The organism is Sorangium sp. So ce176 (genome assembly GCF_051519835.1).
Taxonomy (GTDB): Bacteria; Myxococcota_A; Polyangia; order Polyangiales; family Polyangiaceae; genus Sorangium; species Sorangium cellulosum_G.
Genome location: NZ_CP150371.1, coordinates 5,919,899 through 5,934,393 on the forward strand (window position 1 = coordinate 5,919,899; position 14,495 = coordinate 5,934,393).

Annotated in this window: 8 protein-coding genes; 3 read left to right on the forward strand and 5 right to left on the reverse strand. The window is 72.4% G+C overall.

Annotation, left to right across the window (positions count from 1 at the left end):
- Nucleotides 1-20: 20 nt before the first annotated feature.
- Both WMF42_RS22110 and WMF42_RS22115 read right to left on the reverse strand, forming a co-directional pair.
- On the reverse strand, nucleotides 21-1,742 hold the full coding sequence (locus WMF42_RS22110; protein ID WP_061606117.1) for an ABC transporter substrate-binding protein: 1,722 nt from the start codon (nucleotides 1,740-1,742) through the stop codon (nucleotides 21-23).
- A gap of 738 nt (nucleotides 1,743-2,480) precedes the next feature.
- Nucleotides 2,481-4,838, reverse strand: a complete 2,358-nt coding sequence (locus tag WMF42_RS22115) for a right-handed parallel beta-helix repeat-containing protein (protein WP_437694091.1) — start codon at nucleotides 4,836-4,838, stop codon at nucleotides 2,481-2,483.
- Between the two features lie 998 nt (nucleotides 4,839-5,836).
- Between WMF42_RS22115 and WMF42_RS22120 the strand changes: the two genes are divergently transcribed.
- Together WMF42_RS22120 and WMF42_RS22125 are read left to right on the forward strand one after the other, a co-directional pair.
- Entirely contained in the window at nucleotides 5,837-6,622 is a 786-nt protein-coding gene (locus WMF42_RS22120; RefSeq protein WP_437694093.1) for a hypothetical protein, read from the forward strand.
- A gap of 208 nt (nucleotides 6,623-6,830) precedes the next feature.
- Nucleotides 6,831-8,372 carry a Glu/Leu/Phe/Val family dehydrogenase gene (locus WMF42_RS22125; RefSeq protein WP_061609940.1) on the forward strand — a complete coding sequence of 514 codons (1,542 nt, stop codon included), beginning with the start codon at nucleotides 6,831-6,833 and terminating at the stop codon, nucleotides 8,370-8,372.
- Nucleotides 8,373-8,441: 69 nt separating this feature from the next.
- Here WMF42_RS22125 and WMF42_RS22130 read toward each other — a convergent pair whose 3' ends face one another.
- Nucleotides 8,442-10,382 (reverse strand): sigma 54-interacting transcriptional regulator, encoded by a 1,941-nt coding sequence (locus WMF42_RS22130; RefSeq protein ID WP_061609939.1) that lies wholly within the window; start codon nucleotides 10,380-10,382, stop codon nucleotides 8,442-8,444.
- Nucleotides 10,383-10,587: 205 nt separating this feature from the next.
- Between WMF42_RS22130 and WMF42_RS22135 the strand changes: the two genes are divergently transcribed.
- A complete protein-coding gene (locus WMF42_RS22135; RefSeq protein ID WP_061609938.1) occupies nucleotides 10,588-10,902 on the forward strand; it encodes an Mpo1-like protein in 315 nt (104 codons plus the stop codon).
- Nucleotides 10,903-11,123: 221 nt separating this feature from the next.
- Here the strand turns inward: WMF42_RS22135 and WMF42_RS22140 are convergent, their stop codons facing one another.
- Together WMF42_RS22140 and WMF42_RS22145 are read right to left on the reverse strand one after the other, a co-directional pair.
- Nucleotides 11,124-13,313: a response regulator gene (locus WMF42_RS22140; protein ID WP_437694096.1), complete on the reverse strand. Its 2,190-nt coding sequence runs from the start codon at nucleotides 13,311-13,313 to the stop codon at nucleotides 11,124-11,126.
- 90 nt (nucleotides 13,314-13,403) lie between these two features.
- The gene (locus WMF42_RS22145) at nucleotides 13,404-14,417 is read right to left on the reverse strand and encodes a ferritin-like domain-containing protein (RefSeq protein WP_437694098.1); all 1,014 of its coding nucleotides are present in this window, start codon (nucleotides 14,415-14,417) and stop codon (nucleotides 13,404-13,406) included.
- Between the last annotated feature and the right edge of the window lie 78 nt (nucleotides 14,418-14,495).

Here is a 14,495-nt window from a genome sequence, read left to right on the forward strand (position 1 = left end):
CGGATCAGATCACGCCAACATCACTTCGGCTTGAGCTCGGTGAGGACGAGCAGGTACTCGGGCGGGTTGTTGGGCGACAGCTTCGCGTACGGGTTCTCCTTGCTCGGGAACCCCGTGAAGCGGCGGGTGTTGTACTCGCCCCAGGACGGCCCGGGGAACAGCGGGATCGAGGGCGCCGTCTCGGAGAAGATCTCCTGGAGCTGCTCGAGGAGCTTCTTCTGCTCCGCCTGATCCGTCGCGGCCTCGAACCCCTCGAAGAGGCTGTCCGCCTGCTTCGCGCCGAAGCGGTGCCAGTTGCGCGCCGACGCCTCTCCGACCGGCTTCACTGTCGCGGTGCCCACGAGGTCGCGGTAGAAGTTGTACGGCGTCGGCTCCTCGTTCGACCAGCCCATCGACAGGTCGAAGGTGCCCTTCTGGAGGGCCTCGAAGAACGCGCTGAAGTCGTACGTCTTCAGCGTCGCCTCGACGCCGATCTGCTTCACCTGCTGCGTGACGATCTGCGCCGCGCGCACCCAGTCGGACCAGCCCGTGACGACGTTGAGGTCGAAGCGCAGCGGCTTCCCGTCCTTGACGCGGAGGCCGTCCGGGCCCTTGGCGTAGCCCGCCTCGTCGAGGATCTGGTTCGCCTTGGCCACGTTGAACTTCACCCAGTCGCCGCTCTCGACGACCTTCTGGCTGCGCCAGCGCTCGTGCGCGTCGCTGAGCGCCGTCGCGTCCGCCGGTCGCGTGTAGTTGTTCATGGCGACCTTGACGATCTGCTCGCGATCGAGCGCCATGCTGAGCGCCTTGCGCACCCGCACGTCGTCGAGGGGCTTCTTGGTCGTGTTCGTGTAGACGAACACGGTGCTGCCCACGAGCGGGAACCAGTAGTGGTGGTTCGCCGGGTCCTTGCCCACGTAGACCTTCTCGATCTCGGGGACGAAGTTGCCGGCCCAGTCGACCTCGCCGTTCAGGAGCGCCAGGTTCGCCTGGTCGTTGCCCGGGTAGGCCGGGAAGCGGAGGCCCTTGACCGCGGGCTTGCCCTGCTGCCAGTAGTGCGGGTTCCGGCCGAGCTCGTAGATCTGGTTCTGGAAGGTCTTCACCTCGGTGAACGGCCCCGTCGCGACCGGGTTCTCGTTCGTGTACGTGACCGGATCCGCCACGTCCTTCCACTTGTGCTCCGGCACGATCGGCTGGTGCCCGAGGAACACGAGCCCGGGGACGTACGGCCGCGCGAGCGAGAACTCGATCGTGGAGTCACTCTTGGCCTCCACCGCGGTCAGCCACTTCCAGACGCCCTGCAGGTCGAGGGCGGCGTGCTTCTTCAGGAGGGCGAAGGTGAAGGCCACGTCCTTCGCCGTGAAGGGCTGGCCGTCGGACCACTTGACGCCGGGCCGCGTGGTGAAGGTGAGCGTCTTGTTCCCGTTGCTCCACTCGTACTTCGACGCGAGCCACGGGGTGAACTCGCCCTTCATCGTGTTGTAAACGAGGAGCGGTTCGTAAATGCCAGCGACGGTGGGCCAGCGAACGTTACCTGCCGCGAGCAGAGGATTGAAGTTGCGTACCCACGACGCTTGCTGCTCGATCGAGACGGTGAGGAAGGTGTCCGCGTTGGTGGCCTTGCCTTGCGCGCCCGGCGCAGCGCCCACGGGCTTCAAGGGGTCCTGCTGAACATCGGATTTCCCGCAGCCCGATGTAACGCCGACCGAAAGAAGCAGCGCCGACAGAACGAACGTCCGACGGGGCAAGAACCGATTCCTCATGAGAATGCTCCTCGCGGGGCCCTCGTGAGCACACCCGAGCGCCCACCGTCCCTATCCCACTTCATTGATCTTCCGGGGAGCCGCCACGCGACAGAGCGGCCTGCTGGAGCTCGACGCGCGCAACGCAGCGCACCATACCGGCATCCAGACGTCGGGACTGTAGCCGTCTTCGCACATCAGTGTCAACGGGGATTCGAGGTCGTTGTCAAGTTCTCTCGTTGCTCATTCAGGCGCGTTTCAGCGGAGATGTCGTGGCGCGTCAAGCCTCATCGCCGCAACGCGATCTCGTGCTGTCATCACGCGTCATGATGGGAGGACGGACCCAACACTGACACTGTTATTTTCTGCGACCATCGTAAGAAAGCAGGGCGCCGCCGACGCGGCGTTCCAGGTTCGGCCGGGGGACGTCTATAACAGAGACCCGCGAGCGGTGACAAGACCAGAAATTTCAACCTTCGCGCCGGCGATCGAGGACGCGTCGTCTCGAGGGGCGAGACCTGGACACGCTCCGTGCTGGTGTGAGCTGATCGAGTCCGGAAGGCGCGGCGCGGTGGGGTCCGCCACGGCCCCCGTGAGGAAGCGCGGTGGGCTCAGGATCGAATCGCGGGCTGGCGACTGGGCGCCTGGGCCCCGGATCCCCGCTGCCGTCTCCCCTGAATACCACGTACCGCGGGAGTTTCCATTCGATGTCTTCACGGTTTCGCGCGAGGACTCGAAGCGAGCAGCCGGGCTCGCGCCTCACCAGAGCGGGGGCGCGGATGCAGGCACCGGGAGCTCGGCCCCGAAGAGCTCGTCCGCCGCGATGTTGTCGGTGAACACGCTCTCCTTGCCGCTGTCGAGCGCGGGCGAGCCCTGCACGACCAGCCCGAAGAGGTTGTCCGAGACGTGCACCCTGGAGAGGCGACCCGAGCTCCTGTCGAACAGGATGCCGGCCCGCGCGCAGCCGGCGACCCGCACGTCGGCGACGGTGGCAGTGGATCCGGCGAGCGCCAGGATGCCGTCGGCCACGAGATCGTCGCTGCTCGCGCCGTCTCCGGCGCGCGCGTCGGCGGCCACCCCGTCGACGATCGTCCTGGAGACGTGGGCGTCGGCGCCGAACAGCGCCACGCCGGCCGTGCGGCTGGCGCGGATGACGGCCGAGTCGAGCCGGAGCTCGTAGCGCGCGGCCGCGACGCCGATGCCGGCGCTGGCGCCGTCGCTGCCATCCCCGTCGCCGAAGGTGTCCTGGATGAGGTCACCCGTCATCTCGACCTTGCCGCCCGGGATCTCCGAGCCGACGAGGACGCCGACGGAGCGGTTGCGGCTGACGACGTTGCCCGCGAGCACCGCGCTGGCGCCGCGGTAGACGACGATCCCCCGCCCGACCGGCGAGCGGCGGTCCGGCGCGACGTGCCCCTCGACGAGGTTGCCTGTCACGGTCGCCTCGGTCCCGGGATACCCGATCAACAGGCCGGTCCCCTCGTTGGCGCGGACCGCGTTCGACGCGAGCGTGGCGCGACCCTCCATCACGATCACCCCGGCGCCGTCGCCCCAGCTCCCCTCGGCGAGGGTGCCCTCGACGAGGTTGCGCTCCGCGATCAGCTCGGCGGACAGATCGGCCACGTGAACCCCGGCCGCGCGGTTCCGGAAGATCGCGCTGTCGTGGAGGCGCATCGCCGCGCCGCGGGCGACCGCCACGCCGAACCCGGCGAGCGGCGACTCCGGCACGGCCGCCACCGTGCCCGCGACAAGGCTCCGCGCCATCGTCGCCGCGGCGCCCTCGCCGATGACGGCGACGCCGATCTCCGCGTTGCCGACGACCGCGCTCGAGTCGATCGCGACGCGCGACCGCTCCGCCGCGAACACGCCGATGCCGAAATTCAGATCGTGGAGCCCGGGGAGCGTCCCCTCGACGAGCACGCCCGAGAGGGTCGCCGAGGCGCCCGTCATGGTGAAGATCCCCGACAGCCGGTTTCCCACCACGGCCGAGGCCTCTATCGACGCCTCGGCGCCGTCGCGGACGACGATCCCCTGGCCATCCCGGTGGACCTCGGACGCCAGCGTCCCCTCGACGAGGCTGCCCACCACGGCCGCCGTGGCGCCCGCCTGGTGCGCCGCCACGCCCGCGCCGTGGTTGCCCGTGACGGCGCTCTCCTTCACGGACAGCGCGCCGCCGTCCCTCGCGAGGGCGCCCGTGCCGTCCCCCTCGATCCCGGAGCGCGTCCCCTCGATCCAGCTCCGCGCCACCGAGATCCGCGCGCCTCGGCCCGACAGGACGCCGACGTGGGCGGCGCCCCGGATGTGAACGCGCTCGAGCGTCACGGCGCTCGCGCCCGTCGCCACGACGCCGGCGCCGTCCCCGCCGATCTCGATCCCCTGCAGCGTCACCTCCCCCGCGTCGAGCACGGCCACGATCGCGGGAGGGTGGCTGAGCTGGCTGACCCCCCGGATCCGCACGCGCGAGGCGCACGCGCCGGCGATCGCGAGCGACCTCGTCGCGACGATCGGCTCGTCGTAGGTGCCCTCCGCGAGCGCGATCGTCCCGCCCTCGGCGGCGAGCTCCAGCGCGGCCGCGAGCGTCGTGACCGGCCTCGCCTCCGAACCGTCGCTGTCCGCGCCGGAGTAGCTCGGGTCGACATACAGGGTCCCGGGCGCGCGAGGGAGGCTCCCCCACCGCCCCGGCCCGCAGCCGTCGGGGCCGTCGATCGGCACGCACCCCGCTTCCGGCGTGGCGAAGGTGCCAGTCGGACACTTCGCCATGGTCGGCCTGCAGAGCCCGTCGTCGCCCTCGAGCTCCTTGGCGCAGCGCGGGATGCCCACGGGAATGCAGCCCTCATCGAACTTCGGTATCGTCCCCGCCGGGCATTTCGCCATCGAGGGGTGGCAGAGGCCGTCGTCCTCCATGAACAGCGCGGCGCACCCCTGGATGCCCACCGGCATGCACGCGCCGCCAGGGCCGAGGACGTGCCCGCGCGCGCAGCGCACCGGGACGATCTCGCCCTCGAGCGGCGCCTCGGAGCGGAGCGAGGGATCGCTGCACGCCGCGACGAGCAGCGACAGGACAGCAATGCAGACGGCCAGCCAAGATGAACCCGGGCGCGTCGCGCAGCGGCGCATGCGATTCCCCTCCTCAGAAAGAGCGCTGCCTCGGATCGCGCGTCGCGGGCCCCGCCCCCGGGCGAGCGGCGCCGCGGCGCGCCCGCAGCAGCGCGAAGACAGCGCGAAGACAGCGCGTGTCCTGCATGAACCGGCGCTTCGAGCGCCAGAGATCGTCGTGAGCCCGCGGCAGGGTGACGAGGACAGCGCCTGAGCGGCGCCGCGCGAGCTCCCTTGGCGTAATGAGTCTTACAACAGGAGACAGGCTCCTGCCAGGAAGAGGCGCCGCGATCGCGACGACTTTCCCGGCGACGCCGAGGACGTCTGCGTCCCGCTGGACGCTCCGCGGAGGAGGCCGCTCTCGCTGCCTTGCGAACGGCCGTCGTCCGCCGCCGACGCCAGCGGCGGCGCCGTCGTTCCGGACGACGACGGCGACAGCGCGCAGCGCGGCGCGCGCCATCGAGGAGGCTGCCGCACGAGGAGCGACGCGCGGGGACCTTATCGGCTGAAGTGGGCTGCGCATGGCGTGACCAGCGCGCGGGGTCGTGTGCGCGGACGCGCGGGCGTCGCGGCCGGGGAGCGATGATGTCGAGTCACCGCGACCCTCGATTGCAGAGATCGACCAGGTCTTCGGAAATGCGGTTTGCGAGGGCCCGATAAAGCAGCAAGTCGGGCCGCTCTCACGCCGTCCGGCCGCGCGCCGCGCCACGCGCGCGCGACGACATTTGCCTTTCTCCAGCGCCCGAGCGCATCCCACATCGGCGCTGCGCGGCGCTGTCGATACGCGCCGGCGCGGCGGCGCTCGGGCGCGGTGAAACGGGGCAGAACTCCGCGCCGGCGCGGATTCAGACAATGCACTTTCGCCCGTCGCGGGCCGGCAGCGACAGAGGGCGACGCGGCAGGCTCTGCACACGCGCTCTCGGGCACGCAGCCTGCTCTCCACGCCGCTCAACATGACACCGCGGGCCTGAAGGCCGTCGCGGGGCATGGAAGGAGGACGGATGGTTAGCTCAATCGATATGAAGATGGCGCAAGCGGCGATGCTCTTTTCCGTGTTCATGACCGGGTGCGCGGTCGACGCGGTGACACCGGAAGAGGCCGACTTGGAGCAGGCCGACGTCGACGTGGCGTCGAGCGTTCAAGCGCTGGAGGAGGAAGAGCAGGAGGAGACGCGCGGCGGCCTGATCCCCGGCAAGGGCGATATCGGCGGCCAGGTCCCGATCGGCAAGGGCGGGCCGCTCGGCCCGGGCCTCGGCGCGCCGCCCATCGGCAAGGGCGGGCCGATCCAGGGCCCCGGCGGGCCGATCGCGGGTCCCATCGACAAGGGCGGCCCCATCGGTCAGGGCCCCGGGCAGGTCGGCCAGGTGCCGTTCCCTGTCGGGCAGGCCGGCGGGTCGCCCTTCGGTGGGTCGCCCTTCGGTGGGTCGCCCTTCGGTGGGTCGCCCTACGGCGGGTCGCCCTACGGCGGGTCGCCCTACGGCGGCCTTCCGTTCGGGGGCGGCTTCGGGGGTGCGCCGGGCGGCTTCGGGTGGGGGGCCCCCGGCCTCGGCGGCCTCGGCGGCGGCCTCGGCGGCCTCGGCGGTGGTCTCGGCGGCTTCCCCGGTGGCATCGGCGGCCTCGGCGGTGGTCTCGGCGGCCTCGGCGGTGGTCTCGGCGGCCTCGGCGGTGGTCTCGGCGGCCTCGGCGGTGGTCTCGGCGGCCTCGGCGGTGGTCTCGGCGGCTTCCCCGGTGGCATCGGCGGTCTCGGCGGCTTCCCCGGTGGTGGCTTCCCGGCCGGAGCGTTCGCCCCCGGCATGTTCCCCTGAGATCGCTCGCTGAGCGCGTCGGCCACGCTGCCGGCAAGAAACAGCGGTGATCGACCCGACGGGCCGCCGGATCTTCCGCGGAGAGCCGCACCAGCTCTCCGCCGCGAGGCCGGCGGCCCGCCCGTCGCGCGCTCGAGCGGTCGAGCGGCGCGCGGGGACCGGCGCGAAACGTTGGACCCCCGCCGCGCGGTCGAGGCAGCATACGGCGATGGAAGACGTCCCCCTGCTAGAGCGCGAGCCGGAGACCAACATCTTCGGCGAATCCATGGTGGTGTTTCACACGGCCGCGGACCTCATCGGCCTGGCGCCCCGCATCCGGCTGGAGCTCGAGCAGCCCGACTACGAGCACATCTTCTACGTCACAACGCAGCTCCAGGACCGCCTCGTCCCCTTCCGCGGCGAGGCGGCCGCGGCGTACGAGCGGCTCCCTGCGTCGGTGATCCCGAACCGCGCCGCCATCACCCCGCTCTTCAACGGCAAGCTCATCCTCCGCCCCGAGGCGCTGCGGAGCGGCTCGATCCACGTGCAGGACGGCGTGATCCGCCTCGGCGACCAGGGGCTTTACCGGATCCAGCCCGGCGAGTTCGCCCGCTTCAAGGCGTACCGGGTCCAGCACAACCAGGCGAGAGGGCCCTACAAGGGCGGGCTGCGCTTCCACAAGGCCGTGTCGCTCGATCTGTTCAACGCGCTCGCCGCCGAGATGACGTGGAAGACAGCGATCGCCGATGTCCCGTTCGGCGGCGCCAAGGGGGGCATTCGCATGGATCCGCGCGAGCACAGCAAGGAGGAGCTCGAGTCGATCTCGCTCCGGTACATGTACCGGCTCAAGCAGCTCATCGGTCCCAACGTCGACATCCCGGCGCCCGACGTGGGCACCAACGCCGAGGTGATGGCGTGGCTCCTCCGCCAGTACAGCGACGGCGAGCGCGAGCGGCACAACCATCGCGGCATTGTCACGGGCAAGGACGTGCGCATCGGCGGCTCCGAGGGGCGCGCCAAGGCGACCGGGCAGGGGCTCGCCTACTGCATCGAGGAGTGGTACGCGCAGCGCGGCCTCCCCCTCGCGGGGGCGCGCTTCATCGTGCAGGGCTTCGGCAACGTCGGCTCCGCCGCCACCGAGATCCTGTGCCGGATGGGCGCGCGGTGCGTCGCGGTGCAGGACGCGGACGGCGCGATCCACGACCCGAACGGCATCGAGGTCGGCGCGCTCATGGCCTACGTCAACGACAACCCGGCGAACCTCCGGCGATCGGTCGCGGGCTACGGCGGCGCCCAGGTGATCGCGCGCGACGACTTCTGGGGCGTCGACGCGGACATCTGCATCCCGGCCGCGCTCGGCGACGCCATCACCGGCGAGGTGGCCGAGCGGATCAAGGCGAAGCTCGTCGCCGAGGGCGCCAACCGCCCGACCACGACCGAGGGGGACAACGTGCTCGCGGAGCGAGGGATCAGCGTCATCCCCGACATCATCGGCAACGCGGGCGGCGTGACGGTCTCCTATTACGAGTGGATCCAGAACAAGCGCATGGAGCACTGGACCGAGGGCGAGGTGAACACGCGGCTGGAGCGCGCCATCAAGAGCAACTACCGCCTGATCTGCGACATCGCGGAGAACCGGCCGCGCCGCACCGAAGATCACGACTCGACAAGGCTCGTTGTGGGCAAGCGCCTGCCGATGCGGCTCGCCGCGATGGTGCTCGCGCTCAAGCGCATCGAGGCGCACTACATGCTCGAAGGGTTCTCGCAGTAGCGGGCGCCTCCGGCGGGCAGGCGCCTCCGGCGGGCGGGCGCCTCCGGCGGGCGGCGCCTCCTCGGACGGCTAACGGGCGACGCCGTAGCCGAGCTTCTTGATGCCGTAGACCTTGATCTTGTGCTGGAGCGTCCGGAGCGGCAGCTCCAGGAGTCGCGCCGCGTCCGTCTGGTTCCAGTCGGACGCGCGCAGCGCCTGGAGCAAGAGGTCGGCCTCGATCTGCTCCAGGCGTGTCTTGAGGCCGCCCGTCATCGGGCTCCCCGACGAGCCCGGCCCGGGCGCGACGGGGAGGTCGGACGCGCGCTGGGACACGACAGCGGCCATGCCGGGGTCGGACGCGCGCGAGCCCGCGGGGGGCGCGCTGGACGAGGTCACCGCCACGCGGACGCGCTCCGGGAGATCGCGCGCCATGATCGCCTCGCCCTCCGCGATCACCACCGCGCGCTCGATCGCGTTGCGGAGCTCGCGCACGTTGCCGGGCCACGAGTAGCTCTTCAGGAGCGCCAGCGCCTCGGGCGCGATCGACTGGACCCGGCTCGGGTCCTCGGCGTTCGCCTGGCGCAGGAAGCCCGCCGCGAGCGCCGGGATGTCGTCGCGGCGCGCGCGGAGCGGCGGGATGTTCAGCGTCATCGCGTTCATCCGGTAGAGCAGGTCGAGCCGGAACGTGCCCGCCTCGCACATCGCGTCGAGATCGCGGTGCGTCGCGGCGATCACGCGGACGTCGACCTCGATCTCCCTGGTCGCGCCGACGCGCGTCACCCGCTTGGTCTCGAGCACGCGCAGGAGCGCGGCCTGCGCCGCCGCGGGCAGCTCGCCGATCTCGTCGAGCAGGACCGTGCCGCCGCCGGCCGCCTCGAAGACGCCCTTCTGCTGCTGGCTCGCGCCGGTGAAGGCGCCGCGCTCGTGCCCGAAGAGGGTGCTCTCGATGAGCAGCGCGGGGATCGCCCCGCAGTTCACGCAGATGAGCGGCTCGCCGCGGCGCGGGCTGCGGTCGTGGATGAACCGCGCGAGCACCTCCTTGCCGGTCCCGGTCTCGCCGCGCAGGAGCACGGGGATCGACGAGCGCGCGGCGCGCAGCGCCACCTCGACGAGCGAGCGCATGAGCGGGCTCTTGGTCGCGAGGACGTGGCCGTCGGCCTCCCACGGGCTCTCCGGCGCGTCCGGGGCGCCCTCCTCCTCGGGCGGCCGGGCGCCCTCGGCCTTCGGCGCGACGAAGAGCAGCGCGCCCTCGGGGGCGGCGAGGCGCACCGGCTCCGCGGGGGTCGCGCTCCGCGACGCCTCGTGGCTGACCTCGATGAGCTTGTCGATGGTTGTCGCGGCGTCGGGGAACACGGCCACCCCGGACACCAGCGTGGGCTCGCCCTCGCGGCGCGTGACGATCGCCTTCGCGAGCTCCTCCGCGAGCTCGGGCGTGACCTCGGGGAGCAGGATCTCGAGGGTGTCGGGGCTGTAGAAGGCGACGCGATCGACGGGCCTGAGCGCCTCGCGGACGCGCAGCCCCCAGTGGCGGAGGTGGCCCGCCTGCTCGCCGAGCGAGCGGACCACGACGAGCGCGAACTTGCGGCTGAAGAACCTGGATCGCACGATCTCGGCCTGCAGGGCGACGCGGAGCGCGTCGGACCCCTCGAGGCCGAACGGCGGCAGCTCACCGCCGGCGAGCACGTGGACCGACGCGACGATGCCGCCGAGCAGCACCTCGTCCCCGGCCTTGACCACGCCGCTCTCGACCCGCTGCCCGGAGATGCGCGTCCCGTTGCGGGAATTGAGGTCCTCGACCACGACCTCTCCGCCGATCAGCGTGAAGCGCGCGTGCCTGCGCGAGATGCTCCTGTCGCGGATCACCACGTCCGCGGGGGGCTCCCTGCCGACGACAACGCCGACGCCGGGGCTCATCGGGGCCATCTCGACGCCATCATGGTGATAGACGAGCAGGAGCACGCGCCGCTTCTCCGAGCGCGCCCCCTGGAGGATCTCCCCTGTCTTGAACGACAAGGGGGCTGTCGTGGCCATGGGACCGGTTCTGTGACCGCTCACACTGCCCAACTACGCCTCATTCCTTCCAACGGCAACCGAGAAGCGGCGGCGCCGGTCCTCGCCGGAGGCGCGCGGGGCGGCGCCGGCGCGCGCGCAGCGCGGACGTCGGCGCCGGCGCCATGCGCGCTGCAACATGTCGCCCTGCGCCTCGCGCCGGGCTTCAGCATGATAAGGTGGTCGCATGCTCCGCCTCAACGCCGAATGGACACAGGTGCTCCGCCGGTACAAGGAAGACCACCAGGACCCGCGCAACCAGGCGTGTCACAAGGTCGGCATACCGCTGATCGTCGCGAGCTTCCCCGTGGGCGCGACCCTCATCGGCCTCCCGCTCGCGGCCGCTATGTTCGCGACGGGATGGGGCTTCCAGTTCGCAGGTCACTACTTCGAAGGCAAAAAGCCGTCGTTCGTGGACGACAAGCGCAGCTTGGTCATCGGCGTGCTCTGGTGTCTCGAGAAATACGGCCTGCGCGTCTTCGAGGAGTCGCCCGAGTCATAACGCAACGCGTTATACGCTCTCCGCGACTACCGTCCATGCGCTGTTCGCCGGGCAGACAGCCCGGGAGCCTGTCACCAGCGAGGCCTGGAAATTCAGGACATGGACATTGATGTAGCTCAGCACACCGGCTCAGGCGGGCGAGCTCACGATGCAGCCGTGTCGCGGGCTGGAACGACTCGTTTTATCTGAGTGTCTGAGCCTCGGGCTCTCGGACGCCGGGATCACCGCAGCCCCCGCTTCTTGAGCTCCGCCGCGAGCGAGGACTGCACGCGCTCGACCTCTCGAGCGATGGCTTGCACCGCCTCCGTCGCGCTCTCGATCGTCCCGGCGCGCGCCTCCCGATCGAGCCGCGCGCAGAGCTCCTTCAGGGTGAGCGCCGCGAGCTTGTCGGCGCTCTCGTAGAGCGCCCACGCGAGCCGATCGAGCTCGCCGAGCGCCCCGCGCGCCGCGGCCTCGCGCATCGAGGCCACCCGCGTCGGCGCCTCGGTGAGGAAGAGCTCGATCACCTCGGTGACGACGTCGGGCTCGGCCGCGCGCAGCCCGCCCCGCGGCCTCGACGGGGCGGCGGGGGGGACGCGCCGCGTGGTCGGCGGCGGCGAGGGCGTGACCAGGGTCGGCGGCGGCAGCTCCACGCTCGGCGGCGGCGCGTCGTGCTGCACGGCCTCGTACGCGCCGGACCGCGACGCCGCGCAGAAGGTCCGCAGGACGTTGTCGATCTCGTCCTGCTTCAGCGGCTTCGACACCGCGTCGTCCAGCCCCGCCGCGAGGCACCTCTCCCGCGCGCCGCTCCCGGCGTCGTCCGTCATCGCGATGATCGGCGTCCGCCGGTCGGCCCGCTCGGCGCGGCGGAGCTCCGCGGCCACCGCGCGGCCGTCGTCGCCCGCCGCCGCGCGGCAGTCCATCAGCACAGCGGCGTGGCCCCCGCGACGCGCCGACTCGACGGCCGCGCCGCTGCCCACCGCCTCCACGCGGTAGCCGCGCTTCTCGATCATGAACGCCGCGACCTTCCGGCTCACGGCGCTGTCGTCGATCACGAGGATCTTCGAGCGCGCCGAGCTGCGCCCGTCGGACACCGGCGCCCCCCGCCGCGACCTCGGCGCGTGCGCGCGCACCCCGGCGGCCACGTGCTCCGGCGGGAGCCCCACGAGCAGGCGCAGGCTCGAGTGGAGCTGCGCGCGCCGGATCGGCTTGTTCAGCACGGCGTCGACCTCGGCGCGGCTGGGCGCGTCCCGGCCGGGGTAGGTCATGAGGACGCTGCGCACCGGCGCGATCGCCGCGTCCGCCTTGATCCGCTGGAGCAGCCGCAGGCCGTCGAGATCGGCCAGCTCGAGGTCGATCAGCACCATGTCGTAGGGCGCCCCGGCGCCCGCCGCCTCGCGCAGCGCGGCGAGGGCCGCGGCGCCGTCGGCCGCGGCGCCGCACGCGAGCCCGAGCTCCTCGACCAGCCGCCGCACGACGCGCCGCACCGCGCCGCTGTCGTCGACCACCAGCACCCGCTTGCCGGGCAGATCGATGCGCGGGATGAGCGCGCGCTCCGAGCCGCGCCCGCGCCGCTCGAACGGCAGCGCGAACGCGATCCGGCGGCGGCGCACGCCGGGCTCCTCGAGGACGCGGAGCTCGCCGCCCATCGCGCCGACGAGGCGCCGCGCGACGGCGATGCCGGGCGCCACGCCGAGGTCGCGCTCGTACGCGGGCAGCGCGCCCCCGCCCGGCGCGCCCCCTGCCCCCTGCCCCGCCGCGCCGGCCGCGAGCCCTGCCCCGCCCGCGAAGCGCACGTCGAAGCGCACCCGGACGCCAGCGCCCTCACGCGCGCCTTCGAGCCCGGCCGGCGCCTCGCCGTCGTCGCCCTCGAGCGCGGCGCGCAGCAGCACCTCGCCCCGGGGCGCCGCGCCGATCGCGAGGGTGCCGACGTGCAGCAGCACCTGCCGCAGCCGCGCCGCGTCGCCGCGCACGGCGCCCGGCACGCAGGGATCGACGTCGAGCACGAGCTCGGTCCGGTCGTCGTGCGCGCGGTCGCCGAGCAGCTCGGCCGCGTCCTCGACGGCCCGGCGCAGGTCGAAGTCGACGCGGTCGACGTCCAGCCCGCGGCCGCCCGGCTGGCCCGCGTCGAGGAGATCGTCGATCATCGAGAGCGCTGCGTCCCCGCTGCTCCGGATGCGGCGGGCCCAGGCGCGCTGCTCCGGGTCGAGCTCGGTGTCGAGCAGCAGGCCGCTGACGCCGATGATCCCGCCGAGCAGCGTCCGGATCTCGCGCCGCATCTGCGCGAGGGCGTCCGCCTCCACGCCCTCGTCGGCGGGCGTCGCCGCGCGCGCCTCCGGCTCCTGCGGCGCGCGCGCGCGCTCCGCGGACTCGCTGCTCCTCGTGCCGGGGCGGCTCCCTGGGCCGCTCCGGCGCTGCTCCTTGCCTGCCATCCACGCCCCGAGACGCCCTGGCGCCCGCCCCGCGCGAGCCCACGACGCCCGCACCCCGAGTGTACTCCGGACAACACGCAGAAGAAAAGTTTACCGTAACGCTTGACGATGGACCGCCGCCATCTCCCGCTCGGGGTCGAGCGGCGCGCTCGATGGCGCATGGCGCGCGTCGCGCGGGCCGCGCGCGCGCCATGCGTCATCGAGCGCCGTCACGACGACGCGCTCGCGGTCGACGGCTGCCTCCGCCGAGAGGACGCTGACGGCGGAGGGGTCGTCCGACGCCGCGAGCGCGCGCCGGCTGTGCCCGAAGAGGCGGAGCAGCAGCTCCGGCGGGGCGAAGTCGAGGTCGCTCTCGTGGACGAAGAGGCGCCCGAGGTGCTCGGCGTAGGCGCCCGCGAGCGCGCGGAACGGGATCCTGTCGAAGGCGAGCGCGCGCCGGCGGCTCGCGGCCGCGGAGCCGAGCAGCGCCGCGAACAGCGTCGTGTAGATGGCGCGCAGCCTGACGCGCATCGACGGCGGGCTGCGCTTCAGCGCCTCGCGCAGGAAGTGGACGTTGAGCGGGACGTGGAACGACTCGTCGCGCGTCAGGATCGTGAGCATCTGCCGCACGGCCGGGTACCGGGCCTCCCGCAGCGCGAGGCGGTACGTCGTCGAGCCGATGGTCTCGAACATGAGGTTCGTGAGCACGATGGTCTCGACCCGCTTCGCGCGGCCGTACAGGCGGTAGAAGGTGCCGGTGACGCGGCCCATCGGCCGGACCTCGCCGCCGATGTGCGCGAGGAACTTCGTGAGCAGCTCGCGGTGCCACCCCTCCTCGTCGCCGTAGAGCCGCAGGCACTCGCCGAGCTCCGGGTCCCAGCGGCCCACCTCGTCCGCCAGGGCGTGCGCCTGCATCAGGCCGGACTCCTCGGCGCGGAACGCCGCGTTGAAGAAGGCGATCGCCGCCTGGCGCTCGGCCTCGCTCTCCCACGGGATCGGCCGGGAGAGGTCGAGCTCTTCGTCGTACATCCGCTCCGCGCGGCGGCGCAGCATGCTGAGCCACCACGACGTGGGGCGCTGGACAGGGGGCTTCCGGGAGATCGGCGAGGGCGCAGCGAAGAGCATCGAGCAAGGTGCCCGTCGTTGACGGATGAGGGGCCGCGTCGCGGCCGCTCGAGACGGTACGGGCGGGCAACATAGCGC